Annotated in this window: 13 protein-coding genes and 1 riboswitch; of the genes, 10 read left to right on the plus strand and 3 right to left on the minus strand. The window is 71.6% G+C overall.

All coding sequences use genetic code 11. From position 1 onward, the window contains the following. On the plus strand, positions 1-1,514 hold a 1,514-nt coding region (locus ACJ73U_RS42395), incomplete at its 5' end, for an MFS transporter (protein WP_407783438.1). A 6-nt stretch (positions 1,515-1,520) separates the two neighbouring features. Here ACJ73U_RS42395 and ACJ73U_RS42400 read toward each other — a convergent pair. Next, positions 1,521-4,298 (minus strand): AAA family ATPase, encoded by a 2,778-nt coding sequence (locus tag ACJ73U_RS42400; RefSeq protein ID WP_407783439.1) that lies wholly within the window; start codon positions 4,296-4,298, stop codon positions 1,521-1,523. 116 nt (positions 4,299-4,414) lie between these two features. Between ACJ73U_RS42400 and ACJ73U_RS42405 the strand changes: the two genes are divergently transcribed. The 9 genes from ACJ73U_RS42405 to gcvP all read left to right on the plus strand — a co-directional run bounded on the left by ACJ73U_RS42405 (position 4,415) and on the right by gcvP (position 12,370). Then, positions 4,415-5,245 (plus strand): class I SAM-dependent methyltransferase, encoded by an 831-nt coding sequence (locus ACJ73U_RS42405; protein WP_407783440.1) that lies wholly within the window; start codon positions 4,415-4,417, stop codon positions 5,243-5,245. Positions 5,246-5,266: 21 nt separating this feature from the next. Next, positions 5,267-5,443 (plus strand): hypothetical protein, encoded by a 177-nt coding sequence (locus ACJ73U_RS42410; RefSeq protein ID WP_407783441.1) that lies wholly within the window; start codon positions 5,267-5,269, stop codon positions 5,441-5,443. A 21-nt stretch (positions 5,444-5,464) separates the two neighbouring features. After that, the gene (locus tag ACJ73U_RS42415; protein WP_407783442.1) at positions 5,465-6,100 is read left to right on the plus strand and encodes a CDP-alcohol phosphatidyltransferase family protein; all 636 of its coding nucleotides are present in this window, start codon (positions 5,465-5,467) and stop codon (positions 6,098-6,100) included. Further along, the gene (gcvH, locus tag ACJ73U_RS42420) at positions 6,097-6,480 is read left to right on the plus strand and encodes a glycine cleavage system protein GcvH (protein WP_407783443.1); all 384 of its coding nucleotides are present in this window, start codon (positions 6,097-6,099) and stop codon (positions 6,478-6,480) included. Before ACJ73U_RS42415 ends, gcvH begins: the two co-directional genes overlap by 4 nt. Positions 6,481-6,563: 83 nt before the next feature. Further along, positions 6,564-7,013: a glycogen accumulation regulator GarA gene (garA, locus tag ACJ73U_RS42425; RefSeq protein WP_407783444.1), complete on the plus strand. Its 450-nt coding sequence runs from the start codon at positions 6,564-6,566 to the stop codon at positions 7,011-7,013. Between the two features lie 18 nt (positions 7,014-7,031). Continuing rightward, a complete protein-coding gene (locus ACJ73U_RS42430; protein WP_407783445.1) occupies positions 7,032-7,727 on the plus strand; it encodes a MerR family transcriptional regulator in 696 nt (231 codons plus the stop codon). Positions 7,728-7,891: 164 nt separating this feature from the next. After that, positions 7,892-8,365 carry a bifunctional nuclease family protein gene (locus ACJ73U_RS42435; RefSeq protein ID WP_054046144.1) on the plus strand — a complete coding sequence of 158 codons (474 nt, stop codon included), beginning with the start codon at positions 7,892-7,894 and terminating at the stop codon, positions 8,363-8,365. Between the two features lie 143 nt (positions 8,366-8,508). Beyond that, positions 8,509-9,066 carry a MerR family transcriptional regulator gene (locus tag ACJ73U_RS42440; RefSeq protein WP_407783446.1) on the plus strand — a complete coding sequence of 186 codons (558 nt, stop codon included), beginning with the start codon at positions 8,509-8,511 and terminating at the stop codon, positions 9,064-9,066. A 196-nt stretch (positions 9,067-9,262) separates the two neighbouring features. Next, positions 9,263-9,355, plus strand: a riboswitch (glycine riboswitch). A 144-nt stretch (positions 9,356-9,499) separates the two neighbouring features. Further along, positions 9,500-12,370 (plus strand): aminomethyl-transferring glycine dehydrogenase, encoded by a 2,871-nt coding sequence (gene gcvP, locus ACJ73U_RS42445; RefSeq protein ID WP_407783447.1) that lies wholly within the window; start codon positions 9,500-9,502, stop codon positions 12,368-12,370. Between the two features lie 34 nt (positions 12,371-12,404). Here the strand turns inward: gcvP and ACJ73U_RS42450 are convergent, their stop codons facing one another. After that, the gene (locus ACJ73U_RS42450) at positions 12,405-12,872 is read right to left on the minus strand and encodes a SecDF P1 head subdomain-containing protein (protein ID WP_407783448.1); all 468 of its coding nucleotides are present in this window, start codon (positions 12,870-12,872) and stop codon (positions 12,405-12,407) included. 10 nt (positions 12,873-12,882) lie between these two features. Next, a partial coding sequence (locus tag ACJ73U_RS42455) for a 3-methyladenine DNA glycosylase (protein WP_407783449.1) occupies positions 12,883-13,603 on the minus strand: 721 nt, incomplete at its 5' end.

The raw sequence follows: 13,603 nt of genomic DNA on the forward strand, positions 1-13,603 counted from the left end.
CCGTGCTGGTGGTCAGCTTCGGTCGCCTCGGCGACATGTACGGCCGCGCTCGTATGTACAACCTGGGCTTCCTGATCTTCACGATCTCGTCGATCCTGCTCGCGGTCACGTGGCAGACCGGCGACGCGGCCGCGCTCTGGCTCATCGGCTGGCGCGTGGTCCAGGGCGTCGGCGGCGCGTTCCTCATGGCCAACTCGAGCGCGATCCTGACCGACGCGTTCCCGACCAACCAGCGCGGCCTCGCGCTCGGCAACAACGGCGTCGCGGCCGTGGCCGGGTCGTTCCTCGGGCTCGTGGTCGGCGGCGTGCTCGCGCCGATCAACTGGCACTGGGTGTTCCTCGTGTCCGTCCCGTTCGGTGTGGTCGGCACGATCTGGGCGTACCTCAAGCTGCACGACACCTCCGAACGGCAGAAGGCGCACCTGGACTGGGGCGGCAACATCACCTTCGCCGTCGGCCTGATCTCCGTGATGGTCGCGATCACGTACGGGCTCCAGCCGTACGGGGGTCACTCGATGGGGTGGACCAACCCGTGGGTACTGAGCGCGCTGATCGGCGGCCTCGCGGTGCTGGCGTTGTTCGTCTGGATCGAGCTGCGGGTCGAGAAGCCGCTGTTCAACCTCTCGCTGTTCCGCATCCGCGTCTACACCCTGGGCAACATCGCGAACCTGATGGCGTCGCTCGGCCGCGGTGGCCTGCAGTTCATCCTGATCATCTGGCTGCAGGGCATCTGGCTGCCGCAGCACGGCTACTCCTACGAGGAGACGCCGCTGTGGGCGGGCATCTACATGCTGCCGATGACGGTCGGGTTCCTGATCGCCGCGCCGCTGTCCGGCACGCTCTCCGACCGGCGCGGTGCCGCGTTCTTCACCACCGGCGGCATGGTCCTGACGACGTTGACGTTCTTCCTGCTCACCGAGCTGCCGGTGAACTTCCCCTACCCGCTGTTCGCCGCGGTGCTGGTACTGAACGGGATCGGCATGGGCATGTTCACCTCCCCGAACCGGGCCGAGGTCATGTCGGCGCTGCCCGGCAACGCGCGGGGTGTGGGCGCGGGCATGACCGCGACGTTCCAGAACTCGGCGATGGTGCTGTCCATCGGCGTCTTCTTCAGCCTCATGATCGCGGGCCTGGCCTCGTCGCTGCCCACCGCGATGAGCACCGGCCTCACCGCGCACGGCGTCTCGGCGCAGGCGGCGAACCAGGTGGCGCAGCTGCCGGCGGTCGGCGTGCTGTTCGCGGCCTTCCTGGGCTACAACCCGATCCAGCACCTGCTGGGCGGGTCGCTCGGGTCGCTGTCGCCGGAGCAGGCCAGCTTCCTGACGGGCCACAGCTTCTTCCCGAGCCTGATCACGGAACCGTTCGCGGACGGCCTGCACGTGGCGTTCTGGTTCGCGATCATCGCGAGCCTGGTCGCGGGTGCGGCCTCGTGGTTCGGCCGGCCCCGCAGCGGCAAGGCCGGCGTGGTCGACGACCCCGCGGTCGCGGAGGCCGCGGCGGCCGTGGCGTCCTGAGGCGGGTCACACGCCGCGGCGCTGAGCCACCGCCGCGGCCTGGATCCGGCTCTTCAGGCCGAGCTTCCGCAGGATGTTCGACACGTGGACGCTGGCCGTCTTCACGCTGATGAACAGCTCCGCGGCGATCTCCGCGTTGGTCAGGCCCCGCCCCACCAGGGCCAGCACCTCCGCCTCGCGCGCGGTCAGCCCGTCCGGGTCCGCCGAGACGGGTTCGGCCGGCGTGACCGCGGGCAGGGTGATGCGGGCGCGTTCCGCCAGCGCCTGGACGTCCTCGGCGAGCGGTGCGGCCGCCAACTCGGCCGCGATGGCCGCGGCCTCGGCCAGCGCGGTGACCGCCTGCTGCCGGGGCCCGCGCGTGAGCAACACCGCCTCCGCCCAGCGGAACCGCGCGTAGCCCAGCAGGTACCGGTCGTGCGCCGCGTCGACCTCCTCCCACGCGGACGGGGACGGCGTCGCCAGGCGGCTCCGTTCCGCCCGCGCCAGGGCCAGGTACCGGCGGGTCCGCGGCAGCAGCAGGGCGCCGTCCGCCTCCAGGGCGGCCAGCCGTGCCTCACCGGCCGACAGGATCTCGTCGGCCCGCGCCGACGAGTCGGGCAGCCCCGCGTCCGCCTCCACCCGCACCCCCACCCACACCACCCGGGCCGCGCGGTGCTGGTTGTCCGCGGGCAGCACCACCCGCAGCCCCTCGCGGACCGCCTCGCGCGCGTCCGGCCACCGGCCCTCCCGCAGCGCGAGCAGGGCCTGCAGCGCCGACAGCTCCGTGCCGTGCTGCACGTCGTCCTGGCCCGTCAGCACCTCCGCGCACGCCGCGAGCAACGCCCGGGCCCTGGCCAGGTCGCCCCGCCGCAGGCTCAGGTCCGCCCGTGCCAGGTCCATCGGCAGGCGGGTGAAGGCGTCCGCGCCCTGGTCGGCCGGGTCGTCGGCGGCGTCGAGCGCCTCGTCCCAGCGGCCCAGCTCAGCGAGCGCCCGCACCTGGTTGCCCACGATCAGCAGCAGGTAGAAGTCGAAGCCGAACTCACTCGCCCGCGCGACGCCCTCACGGGCCAGCGCCAGCGCCTCCGCCGGCCGGTCCAGCCACACCAGCGCCTCGGGGTGGTTCGCGTAGTTGACCCCCAGCAGGCGGGGCACCCGGGTCTCGTTGGCGACCGCCAGGTGCTGCCGCAGGTACGACAGGCCCTCCTCGGCATGGCCCGTGCCGATCAGCGAGATCGCCAGCACCATCAGCCCGCGGGCGTAGGAGGTGGTGTCGCCGGCCGCGGACGCCACCGGCAGCAGCTCGCGCGCGAACCGCAGCGCGTCGTGGTGGCGCGACGACAGCATCGCGAGCCCGGCCCGGTGGGCCAGGATCGACACCCGCGATGGCGAGCCGGCCGGGATCAGCTCCAGCGCACACTGGTTCGCCGACCGCGCGAGCGGCCAGTCCGCCGACGCCCACGCCCGGTGCGCCAGCTCCGCGTAGGCCAGCGCGACCTTCTCCGGCTCGGCGGCGGGGTCCAGCAGCGACAGCCGTTCCCGCGTCAGCTCCACCGCCCGCCTGTTCCGGCTCGCGATGCTCGCGGCGACCGCCGCCCGCTCCAGCAGCGTGTCCAGGTCCAGACCCGTCAGCGCCTCGGGTGCGGACGCCTCCCGCCAGCGCCGCAGTGCCCGCTCGTAGTGCGCGTGCGCCTCGGCGTGCGCGAACGCGGCACTCGCCGACTCGCCGGCCCGCACGGACGCCACCAGCGCCTCGTCCACCTCGCCGGCCGCGTCCCAGTGGTGCGCCAGCTCGGCCACCGGCGTCGGCCGGGCGGCGAGCAACCGGGCCACCCGCGCGTGCGCCGCCCGCCGCTCACCGGGCAGCAGGTCCGCGTAGATCGCCTCGCGGATCAGGGCGTGCCGGAACGCGTAGCCGTCCTCACCGGCCAGCAGCTGCCCGTGGTGCACGAGGTCCCGCACCGAGGCGCCGATGTCCACCTCGGGCAGCTCTGCCAGCTCCGCGAGCAGGTCGTGCGACACCGTGCGCCCGATCACCGACGCCAGCCGGGACAGGTGCCGCGCGCCTTCGGTCAGCCGTGCCAGGCGGGTGATCACGACCTCGCGCACGGTCTGCGGCACCTCGCCGCGCGCCGGCCACGCCGCGATCAGCTCCTCGGTGAAGAACGGGTTGCCCTCGGCCCGCGAGACCAGGACCGTCACCATCTCCCGGCCCGGTTCCACGCCCAGCAGGCCACGCGCGAGCTCCGTCGTCTCCTTGGGCGTCAGCGGCTCGAGCCGCAGCCGCTCGGCGTGGGGCAGCCTGGCCAGCTCGGCGACCATGCCGGCCACCGGGTGGTCCCCGCCGACCTCACCGGAGCGGTGCGTGCCGATCTGCAGCACCGGCGCGTGCCGCAGCGCCCGCTGCAGGAACACCAGCAGGTCCCGGGTCGACGCGTCCGCCCACTGCAGGTCCTCCAGCACCAGCACGACCGGCTGGCCGGCCCCGGCGATCGTCTCGGCGACCCGCCGGAACTCGGTCGCCCGGTCGGGCGTGCCCGCGAAGAACTCACCGGGCAGCGCCTCGTCGAACGGCGCGTAGGGGATGTCGGCCTCGAGCTGCAGGCAGCCGCCGGACAGCACGGTCGTGCCCGTCCGCGCGGCCCGGTCCGCGAACTCCTGCACGAGCCGGGTCTTGCCGACGCCCGCGTCCCCCACGACCAGCACGAGGCGCCCCGTGCCGGCCGCCGCGTCCGCCAACGCGTCCGTCAGCACGGCCAGCTCATCCCGCCGACCGATCAGCTCCGGCACCGACACCCGTCGTGACACGCGGAACAGTATGCGCTGGCCTAAGTCACGGCCGGGACCGATCTGAGGCTATGCCCAATGTGTCCCGACCCCTGGTCGGGCGAGTATTGACGGCGGTGAGACGCAGGGAGCAGGACATGATCACCACCACGACCGACGGGTATCCGTTACCGGACCGAGGCCAGGACTGGCCGCCACTGCCGGAGCAGCGGCTCCGGCCCATGCACCAGGCCATGCTGGCCGCGCTGGGTCGGGTCGACGGGAAGCGGCTGCTCGACGTCGGGTGCGGCGTCGGACTGTTGCTGCGTGCGGCCGAGCGGCGGGGGGCGCTCGTGGCCGGCACGGACGCCGCGGTCGCGCGGTTGGAGATCGCCCGCTGGGCGTTGCCGGACGCGGACCTGCGGCTCGCCGGCCCGTCCGAGGCGCTGCCGTTCGACAGCGGCACGTTCGACGTGGTCACCGCGAGGGCGACGAGCGAGGGCGTCGTCCTCACCGAGTTGGCGCGGGTGGTCCGCCCCGGCGGTCTGGTCGCGGTCGGAAGCTGGGTCCGATCGTCCGGCTGCTGGGCGGAGACCTTCGCGGGCCACCTGCGCCGACTCGGCCTGCTGCCACCCGCGACCGGCACCGACGGCGGACTCGACGGCGCCTTGCGGTCGGCGGGATTGACCGTCCGCGGTGGCGGGGACGTCCGCTGCACCGCCACCTTCCCGAGCGTCGCCGCCGCGTGGTCGGCGATGCTGCGCGGCGAGGACATGCAGCGCGCGGTCCGGCTGGTGGGAGAGGTGCCGGTGCGGGAGGCCTTCGCCGGGTCCGTGGCGCCGGCGACCACCGTGACCGGGGCGGTCCTGCTGACCAAGACGTTCGGGTACGCCGTGGCCGCGGCACCGGTGTCCACGATGTGGGCGCCCGTCGATCGATTGGATAACGAATCGGGTTCGGTCTCCGACAGGACGATGGGGAGGGACTGATCAACCGCAGGTAGCGAGGACATGGCTGAGAAGAAGACACTGCCGACCGCTCAGGGGCGCGTGGTGTGGTGCCAGGGACGTGCGTTCGTCCGCGAGGACGCCCGCTGGATCGGCGTCGACGACCGGGGCAGGCCCCGGTCCCTCACCGACGCGGACCTCCACCATCGGGGCTGGAGCCTGACCCGCGCCACCCGCTGACCGGCGAATACGCTGCGGGCCATGGCACCCCCGCCCGAGCAGCTGCCCGACCGGTGGCTCACCATCCCGAACGCGCTGAGCGTGATCCGCCTGGCGCTGGTTCCCCTGTTCCTGTGGCTGCTGCTGGGGCCGGAGGCCGACGGCTGGGCACTCGCCGTGCTGGTCTACAGCGGCGTGTCCGACTGGGCCGACGGCAAGATCGCCCGCTGGCTCAACCAGGCCAGCAGGCTCGGCGCGATCCTCGACCCGGCCGCCGACCGGCTGTACACGCTGGCCACGGTGGTCGCGTTCGTGCTGCGCGGCATCATCCCGCTGTGGTTCGCGCTGGTGCTGGTCGGCCGCGACCTGATGGTGGGCGTCTGCATCTGGGTGCTGCGCAGGGCGGGCTTCGGGCCGCCCGAGGTCACCTACATCGGCAAGGCCGCGACGTTCAACCTGATGTACGCGATGCCGCTGCTGCTGATCGCCCAGGGCGCCTCGGACTTCGCCACGGTCGTCCGCCCGTTCGCGTACGCGTTCGTCGTCTGGGGCAGTGCGTTGTTCGTCTGGTCGGGCCTGCTCTACCTGGTGCAGACGCGTGCGGCACTGCGCGCGAGCACACCGGCCCCGCCCCCTCTACCATTCGGCCAAACCCCGAGCGCGGAGGAAGTTCAGTGACGCCGGAAGACCTCAAGTACACCGACGAGCACGAGTGGCTGAGCATCACCGAGGGCAGCACCGTGCGCGTCGGCATCACGGCATACGCCCAGGACCAGCTGGGTGACGTCGTGTTCGTGGAGCTGCCCGAGGTGGGCGCCGCGGTGGAAGCCGGCACGCCGCTCGGGGAGGTCGAGTCCACCAAGAGCGTCTCGGAGATCTTCGCGCCCGTGTCCGGCACGGTCGTCGCGGTCAACAACGCCCTCGACGACACCCCCGAACTGATCAACTCCGACCCCTACGGCGAGGGCTGGATCGTGGAGATCAACGCCGTGGACGTGAGCGCCCTGGACGAGCTGATGGACGCGGCCGCCTACCAGGAGCTCACCGAGAAGGAGTGATCAGGGGAGTCACCTCCAGGAGCCCTGATCGCGCACGGTAGGTTTGCTGCGTACGAAGTAGGACCAGCAGGAGGAGAGCTCAGGTGAGCACCAACGACGGGCCCGGCGTGCCGCCGGAGCAGTCGCCGGAGCGGACATCCGTCTTCCGGGCCGACTTCCTCGAGGCCGAGGGAACCGAGCAGCAGCCAGCGCCGGAGCCTTCGGTCGCCGGTGTCGACGCTCTGCCGGCTGGTTCGGCTCTTCTCGTCGTCAAGCGCGGGCCGAACGCGGGTTCCCGCTTCCTGCTCGACCGCGACACCACGAGCGCGGGCCGCCACCCGGACAGCGACATCTTCCTCGACGATGTCACGGTCTCCCGGCGGCACGCGGAGTTCCGGCGCGAGGGCGGCGAGTTCGTGGTGATCGACGTCGGCAGCCTCAACGGCACCTACGTCAACCGGGAGCCGGTCGACTCGGCCGTGCTCGCCGGCGGCGACGAGGTGCAGATCGGCAAGTTCCGGCTGGTGTTCCTCACTGGCGCCAACGCACGCTAGGGCTGTCCGGAGGCACAGGTGACGGCGGCCGGGAGGCCAACCGGCGACCGGCTGAGCATCGGTGCGGTGCTTGGCCGGCTGCGCGAGGAGTTCCCGGACGTCACCATCTCCAAAATCCGGTTCCTCGAGTCGGAAGGGCTGGTCACCCCGGCCCGCACCGCCTCGGGCTACCGGCAGTTCACCGTGGCCGACGTCGAGCGGCTGCGGTTCGTGCTGGCCGCCCAGCGGGACCGGTACCTGCCGCTCAAGGTCATCAAGGAACAGCTGGACGCGGCCGACGGTGCTGCCCGGCCGCGCGTGCTGGCTGCCGTGCCGGCCGACGGGCTGCCCACCGCCGAGGACTTCGAAGAGCAGCCGATCCGGCGGATGACGCGGGAGGAGCTGCTCGAAAGCGCCGGCGTCGAGGCATCCCTGCTGGCCGAGCTGGAGGAGTTCGGCCTGGTCAGACCGGGCCAGGCCGGCCTGTACGACACGGTGTCGGCGCAGATCGCCGCCACCGCGAAGGCGTTGGCCGCGTTCGGCGTCGAGCCGCGGCACCTGCGGGGTTTCCGGGCGGCCGCCGACCGTGAGGTCGGACTCGTGGAGCAGATCGTCTCGCCCGTGCGCAGGGACGACGACCGGGTCGGTCAGACCGTCCGCGAGCTGGCCGCACTGTCCGTAGGCCTGCACACACTTCTGGTCAAGGCCGGGCTGCGGGGCATCGCCGGGAAGTAAGCTGATGATCACAGCGTTGGCGCTTACGGGCATCGATGCTTGAACATCGATCCGATTACACGAGCGTTGGAACCCGATGGCGGGTAGCGTCGAGGCCAGCGATGAGCGATCCTCGATGGTGTGGGTGCATATCCTCGCTGAGCTTGCGGAGGGAGGCGAACCCGATGAGCGAGATGCGAGTCGTGGGCGTGCGGGTGGAACTGCCGGCCAATCAACCGATCTTGCTGCTACGCGAAACCGAAGGTGAGCGTTATCTCCCGATCTGGATCGGCTCGGTGGAGGCGACGGCCATCGCACTGGAGCAGCAGGGGGTGCGGCCGGCGCGGCCGCTGACGCACGACCTGCTCAAGGACGTGATCGGGGCGTTGGGACGGGAGCTCGAGCAGGTGCGTATCACCGACCTGCGGGAGGGCACGTTCTTCGCCGAGCTGGTTTTCGACGGTGACGTGCGGGTATCCGCGCGACCGAGCGACTCGGTCGCACTGGCCCTGCGGGTCGGCGTGCCGATCCATGCGGAGGACTCCGTGCTCCAGGAGGCCGGGTTGATCATCCCGGACGAGCAGGAGGACGAGGTCGAGAAGTTCCGCGAGTTCCTCGACAGCGTCTCGCCGGAGGACTTTCGAGGCGCGGATACATAGTTGGTAACAAAGTCTCTACGACAGGTTTAGGTTTGCGACCTGTTGCCCGCGCGTCGCGTTGACCCCGTCTCCCCGCGGACCTACCGTCGTGTTACGAGCCTGCGGTTTTCAGGCTCGTAGCTGGCAGGAGACTGGAGGCAGGCGTGGTCGAGTATGGTCCCGTCACCGGTGAGCAGGGTGAGCTGTTTCCGGACTCTTCCGGACCGGACGAGCTCGTCGGCTACCGCGGACCAGCGGCTTGTCAGATCGCCGGCATCACCTATCGCCAGCTGGACTACTGGGCGCGCACGGGGTTGGTGGCACCGACCATAAGGAGTGCCCAGGGGTCCGGCTCCGCCCGGTTGTACTCGTTCAAGGACATCCTGGTGCTGAAGGTGGTCAAGCGGCTGCTCGACACCGGGGTGTCGCTGCAGAACATCCGGGTGGCGGTGGAGCACCTGCGCCGCCGCGGTGTCCGCGACCTGGCGAGGATCACGCTCTTCTCCGACGGCACCACCGTCTACGAGTGCACCTCCCCGGAGGAGATCGTCGACCTGCTGCAGGGCGGCCAGGGCGTCTTCGGCATCGCCGTCTCCGGCGCGATGCAGGAGATCAACGGCACCATCCACGAGTTCCCGGCCGAACGCGCCGACGGCGGCATAGTGGAGACGCTTACCGACGACGAGCTGACCGCTCGCCGCAAGGCCCGCAACGCGGGCTGACCCGCGCGTGTCCAACGCCCAGAACCCGCGTGTCCAACGCGCCGGACGGGTGAGTTCGACAAACGCGGCCGGTGCGCGGCGCGACCATGTTGACCAGGTGTGTCCGCAGCGTTGAACTCGTGTGTCGTCCGCGTTGGACACGCGGGTCCTTTGTGTTGGACACGCGGGGGAGCGGGTAGGCTACGTGGGTAGTCGCCGATCCCACGCGGGAGAGTTCGAGCAGAGCGCTCGGCGCCGAAGGAGCAAATCCTCCCCGGAACCTCTCAGGCACCCGAACCGCGTGAGTGAGACGCCTCTGGAAAGTGGCCCCGGCCCGCCGAAGGTGCAAGTTCACCGCGCGTGGACGAAGCTCTCAGGCGCACGTCATACCGTGCACGGACAGAGGGGGAGGGCAGCGCAGCCATGCCCACCCCGATGCCCGGAGGCGTGCCAGATGACCCAGGACCGGATCCCCCTTGCCGCCCTCGAGGACGGCACCCAGTTCGCCGACCGGCACATCGGGCCGCGGGCCGCGGAGCTCGCCCGCATGCTGGACGTCGTCGGCGTCGGCTCGCTCGACGAGCTGGTCGAGCGGACGGTGCCCGAGTCGATCCGCGAGAACAACCCCGACCTGCGACTGCCCCCACCCGCCTCCGAGGCGCAGGTGCTGACCGAGCTGCGTGCGCTCGCGGCCAGGAACAAGCCCCTGACCAGCATGATCGGTCTCGGCTACTACGGCACGGTCACCCCGCCGGTCATCCTCCGCAACGTGCTGGAGAGCCCCGCCTGGTACACGGCCTACACGCCCTACCAGCCGGAGATCTCCCAGGGCCGGCTGGAGGCCCTGCTCAACTTCCAGACCATGGTCGCCGACCTGACCGGTCTGCCGCTGGCCAACGCGTCCATGCTCGACGAGTCGACCGCCGCCGCCGAGGGCATGACGCTCGTCCGCCGCGCCGGCAAGGCCACGTCGAACCGCTTCCTGGTCGACGCCGACACGTTCCCGCAGACGATCGCGGTGATCGAGACCCGCGCCGAGCCGCTCGGCATCGAGGTCGAGGTGGTCGACGTCACACAGGGGCTGCCCGACGGCGAGTTCTTCGGCCTCCTGCTGTCCTACCCCGGGGCGAGCGGCGCCGTGGCGGACCACGAGGACTTCATCGCCCAGGCCCACGAGCGCGGCGCGCAGGTGGTCGTCGCCGCCGACATCCTCGCGCTCACCCTCCTTCGCCCACCGGGTGAGATCGGCGCGGACGTCGTCGCCGGCAGCACCCAGCGGTTCGGCGTGCCCATGGGCTTCGGCGGCCCGCACGCCGGCTACCTCGCCGTCCGCCAGGGCCTGGAACGGCAGCTGCCCGGCCGGCTCGTCGGCGTGAGCGTCGACGCGGACGGCAACCGCGCCTACCGGCTCGCGCTGCAGACCCGCGAGCAGCACATCCGCCGCGAGAAGGCCACCAGCAACATCTGCACCGCGCAGGTGCTGCTCGCGATCGTCGCCTCGATGTACGCGGTCTATCACGGGCCCCAGGGCCTGCGGAACATCGCGACCCGCGCGCACCGCATGGCGGCCGTGTTCGCCGCCGGGCTGCGGAACGGCGGCTTCGACCTCGCGCACGAGCACTTCTTCGACACCGTCCTGGTCAGGACACCGCACCGCGCGGACGAGATCGTCGGCAACGCGCGCGACCGCGGCATCAACATCCGCCGCGTGTCCGCCGACCTCGTCGCCGTCGCCTGCGACGAGACCACGACCCGCGAGCACCTGCGCCTGCTGTGGGCGGCGTTCGGCATCGGCGGCGACGTCGACGCGCTCGACACCGAGACGCCCGACGCCTACCCGGCGGCGCTGGCCCGCACCTCCGAGTACCTCACGCACCCGGTGTTCTCCACGCACCACTCGGAAACCGCGCTGCTGCGCTACCTGCGTGCGTTGTCGGACAAGGACGTCGCGCTCGACCGCAGCATGATCCCGCTCGGCTCGTGCACCATGAAGCTCAACGCCACAGCCGAGATGGAGCCGATCACCTGGCCGGAGTTCGCGAACCTGCACCCGTTCGCGCCCGTCACCGACGCGGCCGGGCTGCTCCGCATCGTCGGCGACCTGGAGGACTGGCTCGCCCAGCTGACCGGCTACGACGCGGTGAGCCTGCAGCCCAACGCCGGCAGCCAGGGCGAGTTCGCCGGCCTGCTCGCCATCCGCGCCTACCACCGCGCCAACGGCCACGGCGAGCGCAACGTCTGCCTCATCCCGGCCAGCGCGCACGGCACCAACGCCGCCAGCGCCGCGATGGCCGGCATGAAGGTGGTCGTGGTTCGCTGTGACGACAAGGGGAACATCGACGTCGACCACCTGCGGTCCACCGTGGACGCCCACCGCGACGACCTCGCCGCGATCATGATCACCTACCCGTCGACGCACGGCGTGTACGAGGACACCGTGCGGACGGTGTGCGGGCTGGTGCACGACGCGGGCGGTCAGGTCTATGTGGACGGTGCGAACCTCAACGCCCTGATCGGCCTGGCGCGCTTCGGGAAGTTCGGCGCGGACGTGTCGCACCTGAACCTGCACAAGACGTTCTGCATCCCCCACGGCGGCGGCGGTCCCGGCGTCGGCCCGATCGGCGTGCGGTCGCACCTCGCGCCGTACCTGCCGAACCACCCGCTGCAGCCCAAGGCGGGCCCGAGGACCGGGGTCGGCCCGATCAGCGCGGCGCCGTGGGGGAGCGCCTCGATCCTGCCGATCTCGTGGACGTACGTGCGGATGATGGGCGCGACCGGCCTGCGCCGCGCGAGCATGACCGCGGTCGCGGCGGCGAACTACGTGGCGAAGCGGCTGAACGAGCACTTTCCGGTGCTGTACGCCGGTGAGGGCGGGTTCGTCGCGCACGAGTGCATCCTGGACCTGCGCGGCATCACCAAGGCGACGGGCATCACGGTCGACGACGTCGCCAAGCGCCTCGCGGACTACGGCCTGCACGCCCCGACGATGTCGTTCCCGGTGGCCGGCACGCTCATGGTGGAGCCCACCGAGAGCGAGGACCTGGCGGAGCTGGACCGCTTCTGCACGGCCATGATCTCCATCCGCCGCGAGATCGACCGCGTCGCCCGCGGCGACTGGCCCCTGGAGGACAACCCGCTGCGCGGCGCCCCGCACACCGCGGAGTCCATCGCGGGCAAGTGGGACCACGCGTACAGCCGCGAGGAGGCCGTCTACCCGGAGGGCGCGTCAGGGCCGAAGCTGTGGCCGCCGGTCCGCCGCATCGACGGCGCGAAGGGCGACCGCAACCTGGTCTGCTCCTGCCCGCCCATCGAGGCCTACCAGTGATCCCCGGGCCGGCGCTTCGCACTGACGGGACGAGCTAACGCCCGCTTATCCTGGCCAGCAACTTGTCGACGTCGTTGCGGGTGTAATCGCCGCTGATCTGGACCTCGCCGCCGGTGATCGCGCTCTGGATGGTCGGCGCGACGACCACCTCGTCGTCGATGACGATCGCGAGTCGCTCGCCCGTGTGGGCGGTCGTCCAGTCGGCGAAAGTCTTGGCGTCCTGGGTGTTCAGGTCGAGGTTCAGCGCCCACAGGCCGTTGTCGTTGGTGACCTCGGCCCCGTCCAGCCGCCGGATCGTCATGATCGGGTCCGCCAGTTTCAGGGACTCGCCGGTGGCCGGGTCCGCCAGCACCGTGGCGCCGTCCGCGGTCACCGGCCGCATCTCGATCGGGACCGCCACGTCCACCGAGCTGGGTGCGGAAGAGCTCTCGACGGGTGCGCCACCGACCTCGGTGGTGCACCCGGCGAGCGCCAGGACCAGTACCAACAACAACGCCCGCACCCGTGCCTCCTCAGCCGAGCAACTCCTCGCACAACGCGATCAGCCTGGCCCGCAGCGGACGCGCCCGCTCGCTGAACTCCGCCTGCTCCCGCCGGTACTCGGCCCGCCCGTGCGCCGTCTCGATCCGGACCGGAGCGTAGCCGAGCGGGGTGAGGTCGTAGGGGCTCGCGCGCATGTCCAGCGACCGGATGTCCAGTGCCAGCTCGAAACAGTCCGCCACGAGCGAGGACGGCACGTACGGGTCCAGCTTGTACGCCCACTTGTACAGGTCCATCCCGGCGTGCAGGCAGCCCGGCTGCTCGAGCGCGACCTGGTCGGATCGCTGTGGCCGCACCAGGTTCAGCGGTCGCGCGGCCGGGGTGAAGAAGCGGTACGCGTCGAAGTGCGTGCACCGCACGGGAAGCGACTCGACGACCGCGTCCGTGCCGGCCCCGCCGAGCCGCAGCGGCCAGTCCTCGTGCCGCACGTCCGGCGACCGGTACACCATCGCCCACTCGTGCAGCCCGAAGCAGCCCAGGCGCGGCGCACGGGCCGCGGTCGCGCTCAGCAGCCGGTGGACGAACTCGACCGACGAGCGCCGCGACTCCGGCAGCGGACCCAACTCCACGCCCCGCGCCGTCGCGCGGTACGCCGGCCAGCACAGGTACTCCGCCGCGCCGGCCAGCTCGACGCCGGGGCCGGGGTGCCAGCGCAGCAGCCTGGCCGGCCGGTGTGAGTAGTACGTGAACAGG

Origin of the sequence: Actinophytocola sp. (assembly GCF_045807065.1) — a bacterium.
In the GTDB taxonomy this organism is placed as follows: domain Bacteria; phylum Actinomycetota; class Actinomycetes; order Mycobacteriales; family Pseudonocardiaceae; genus Actinophytocola.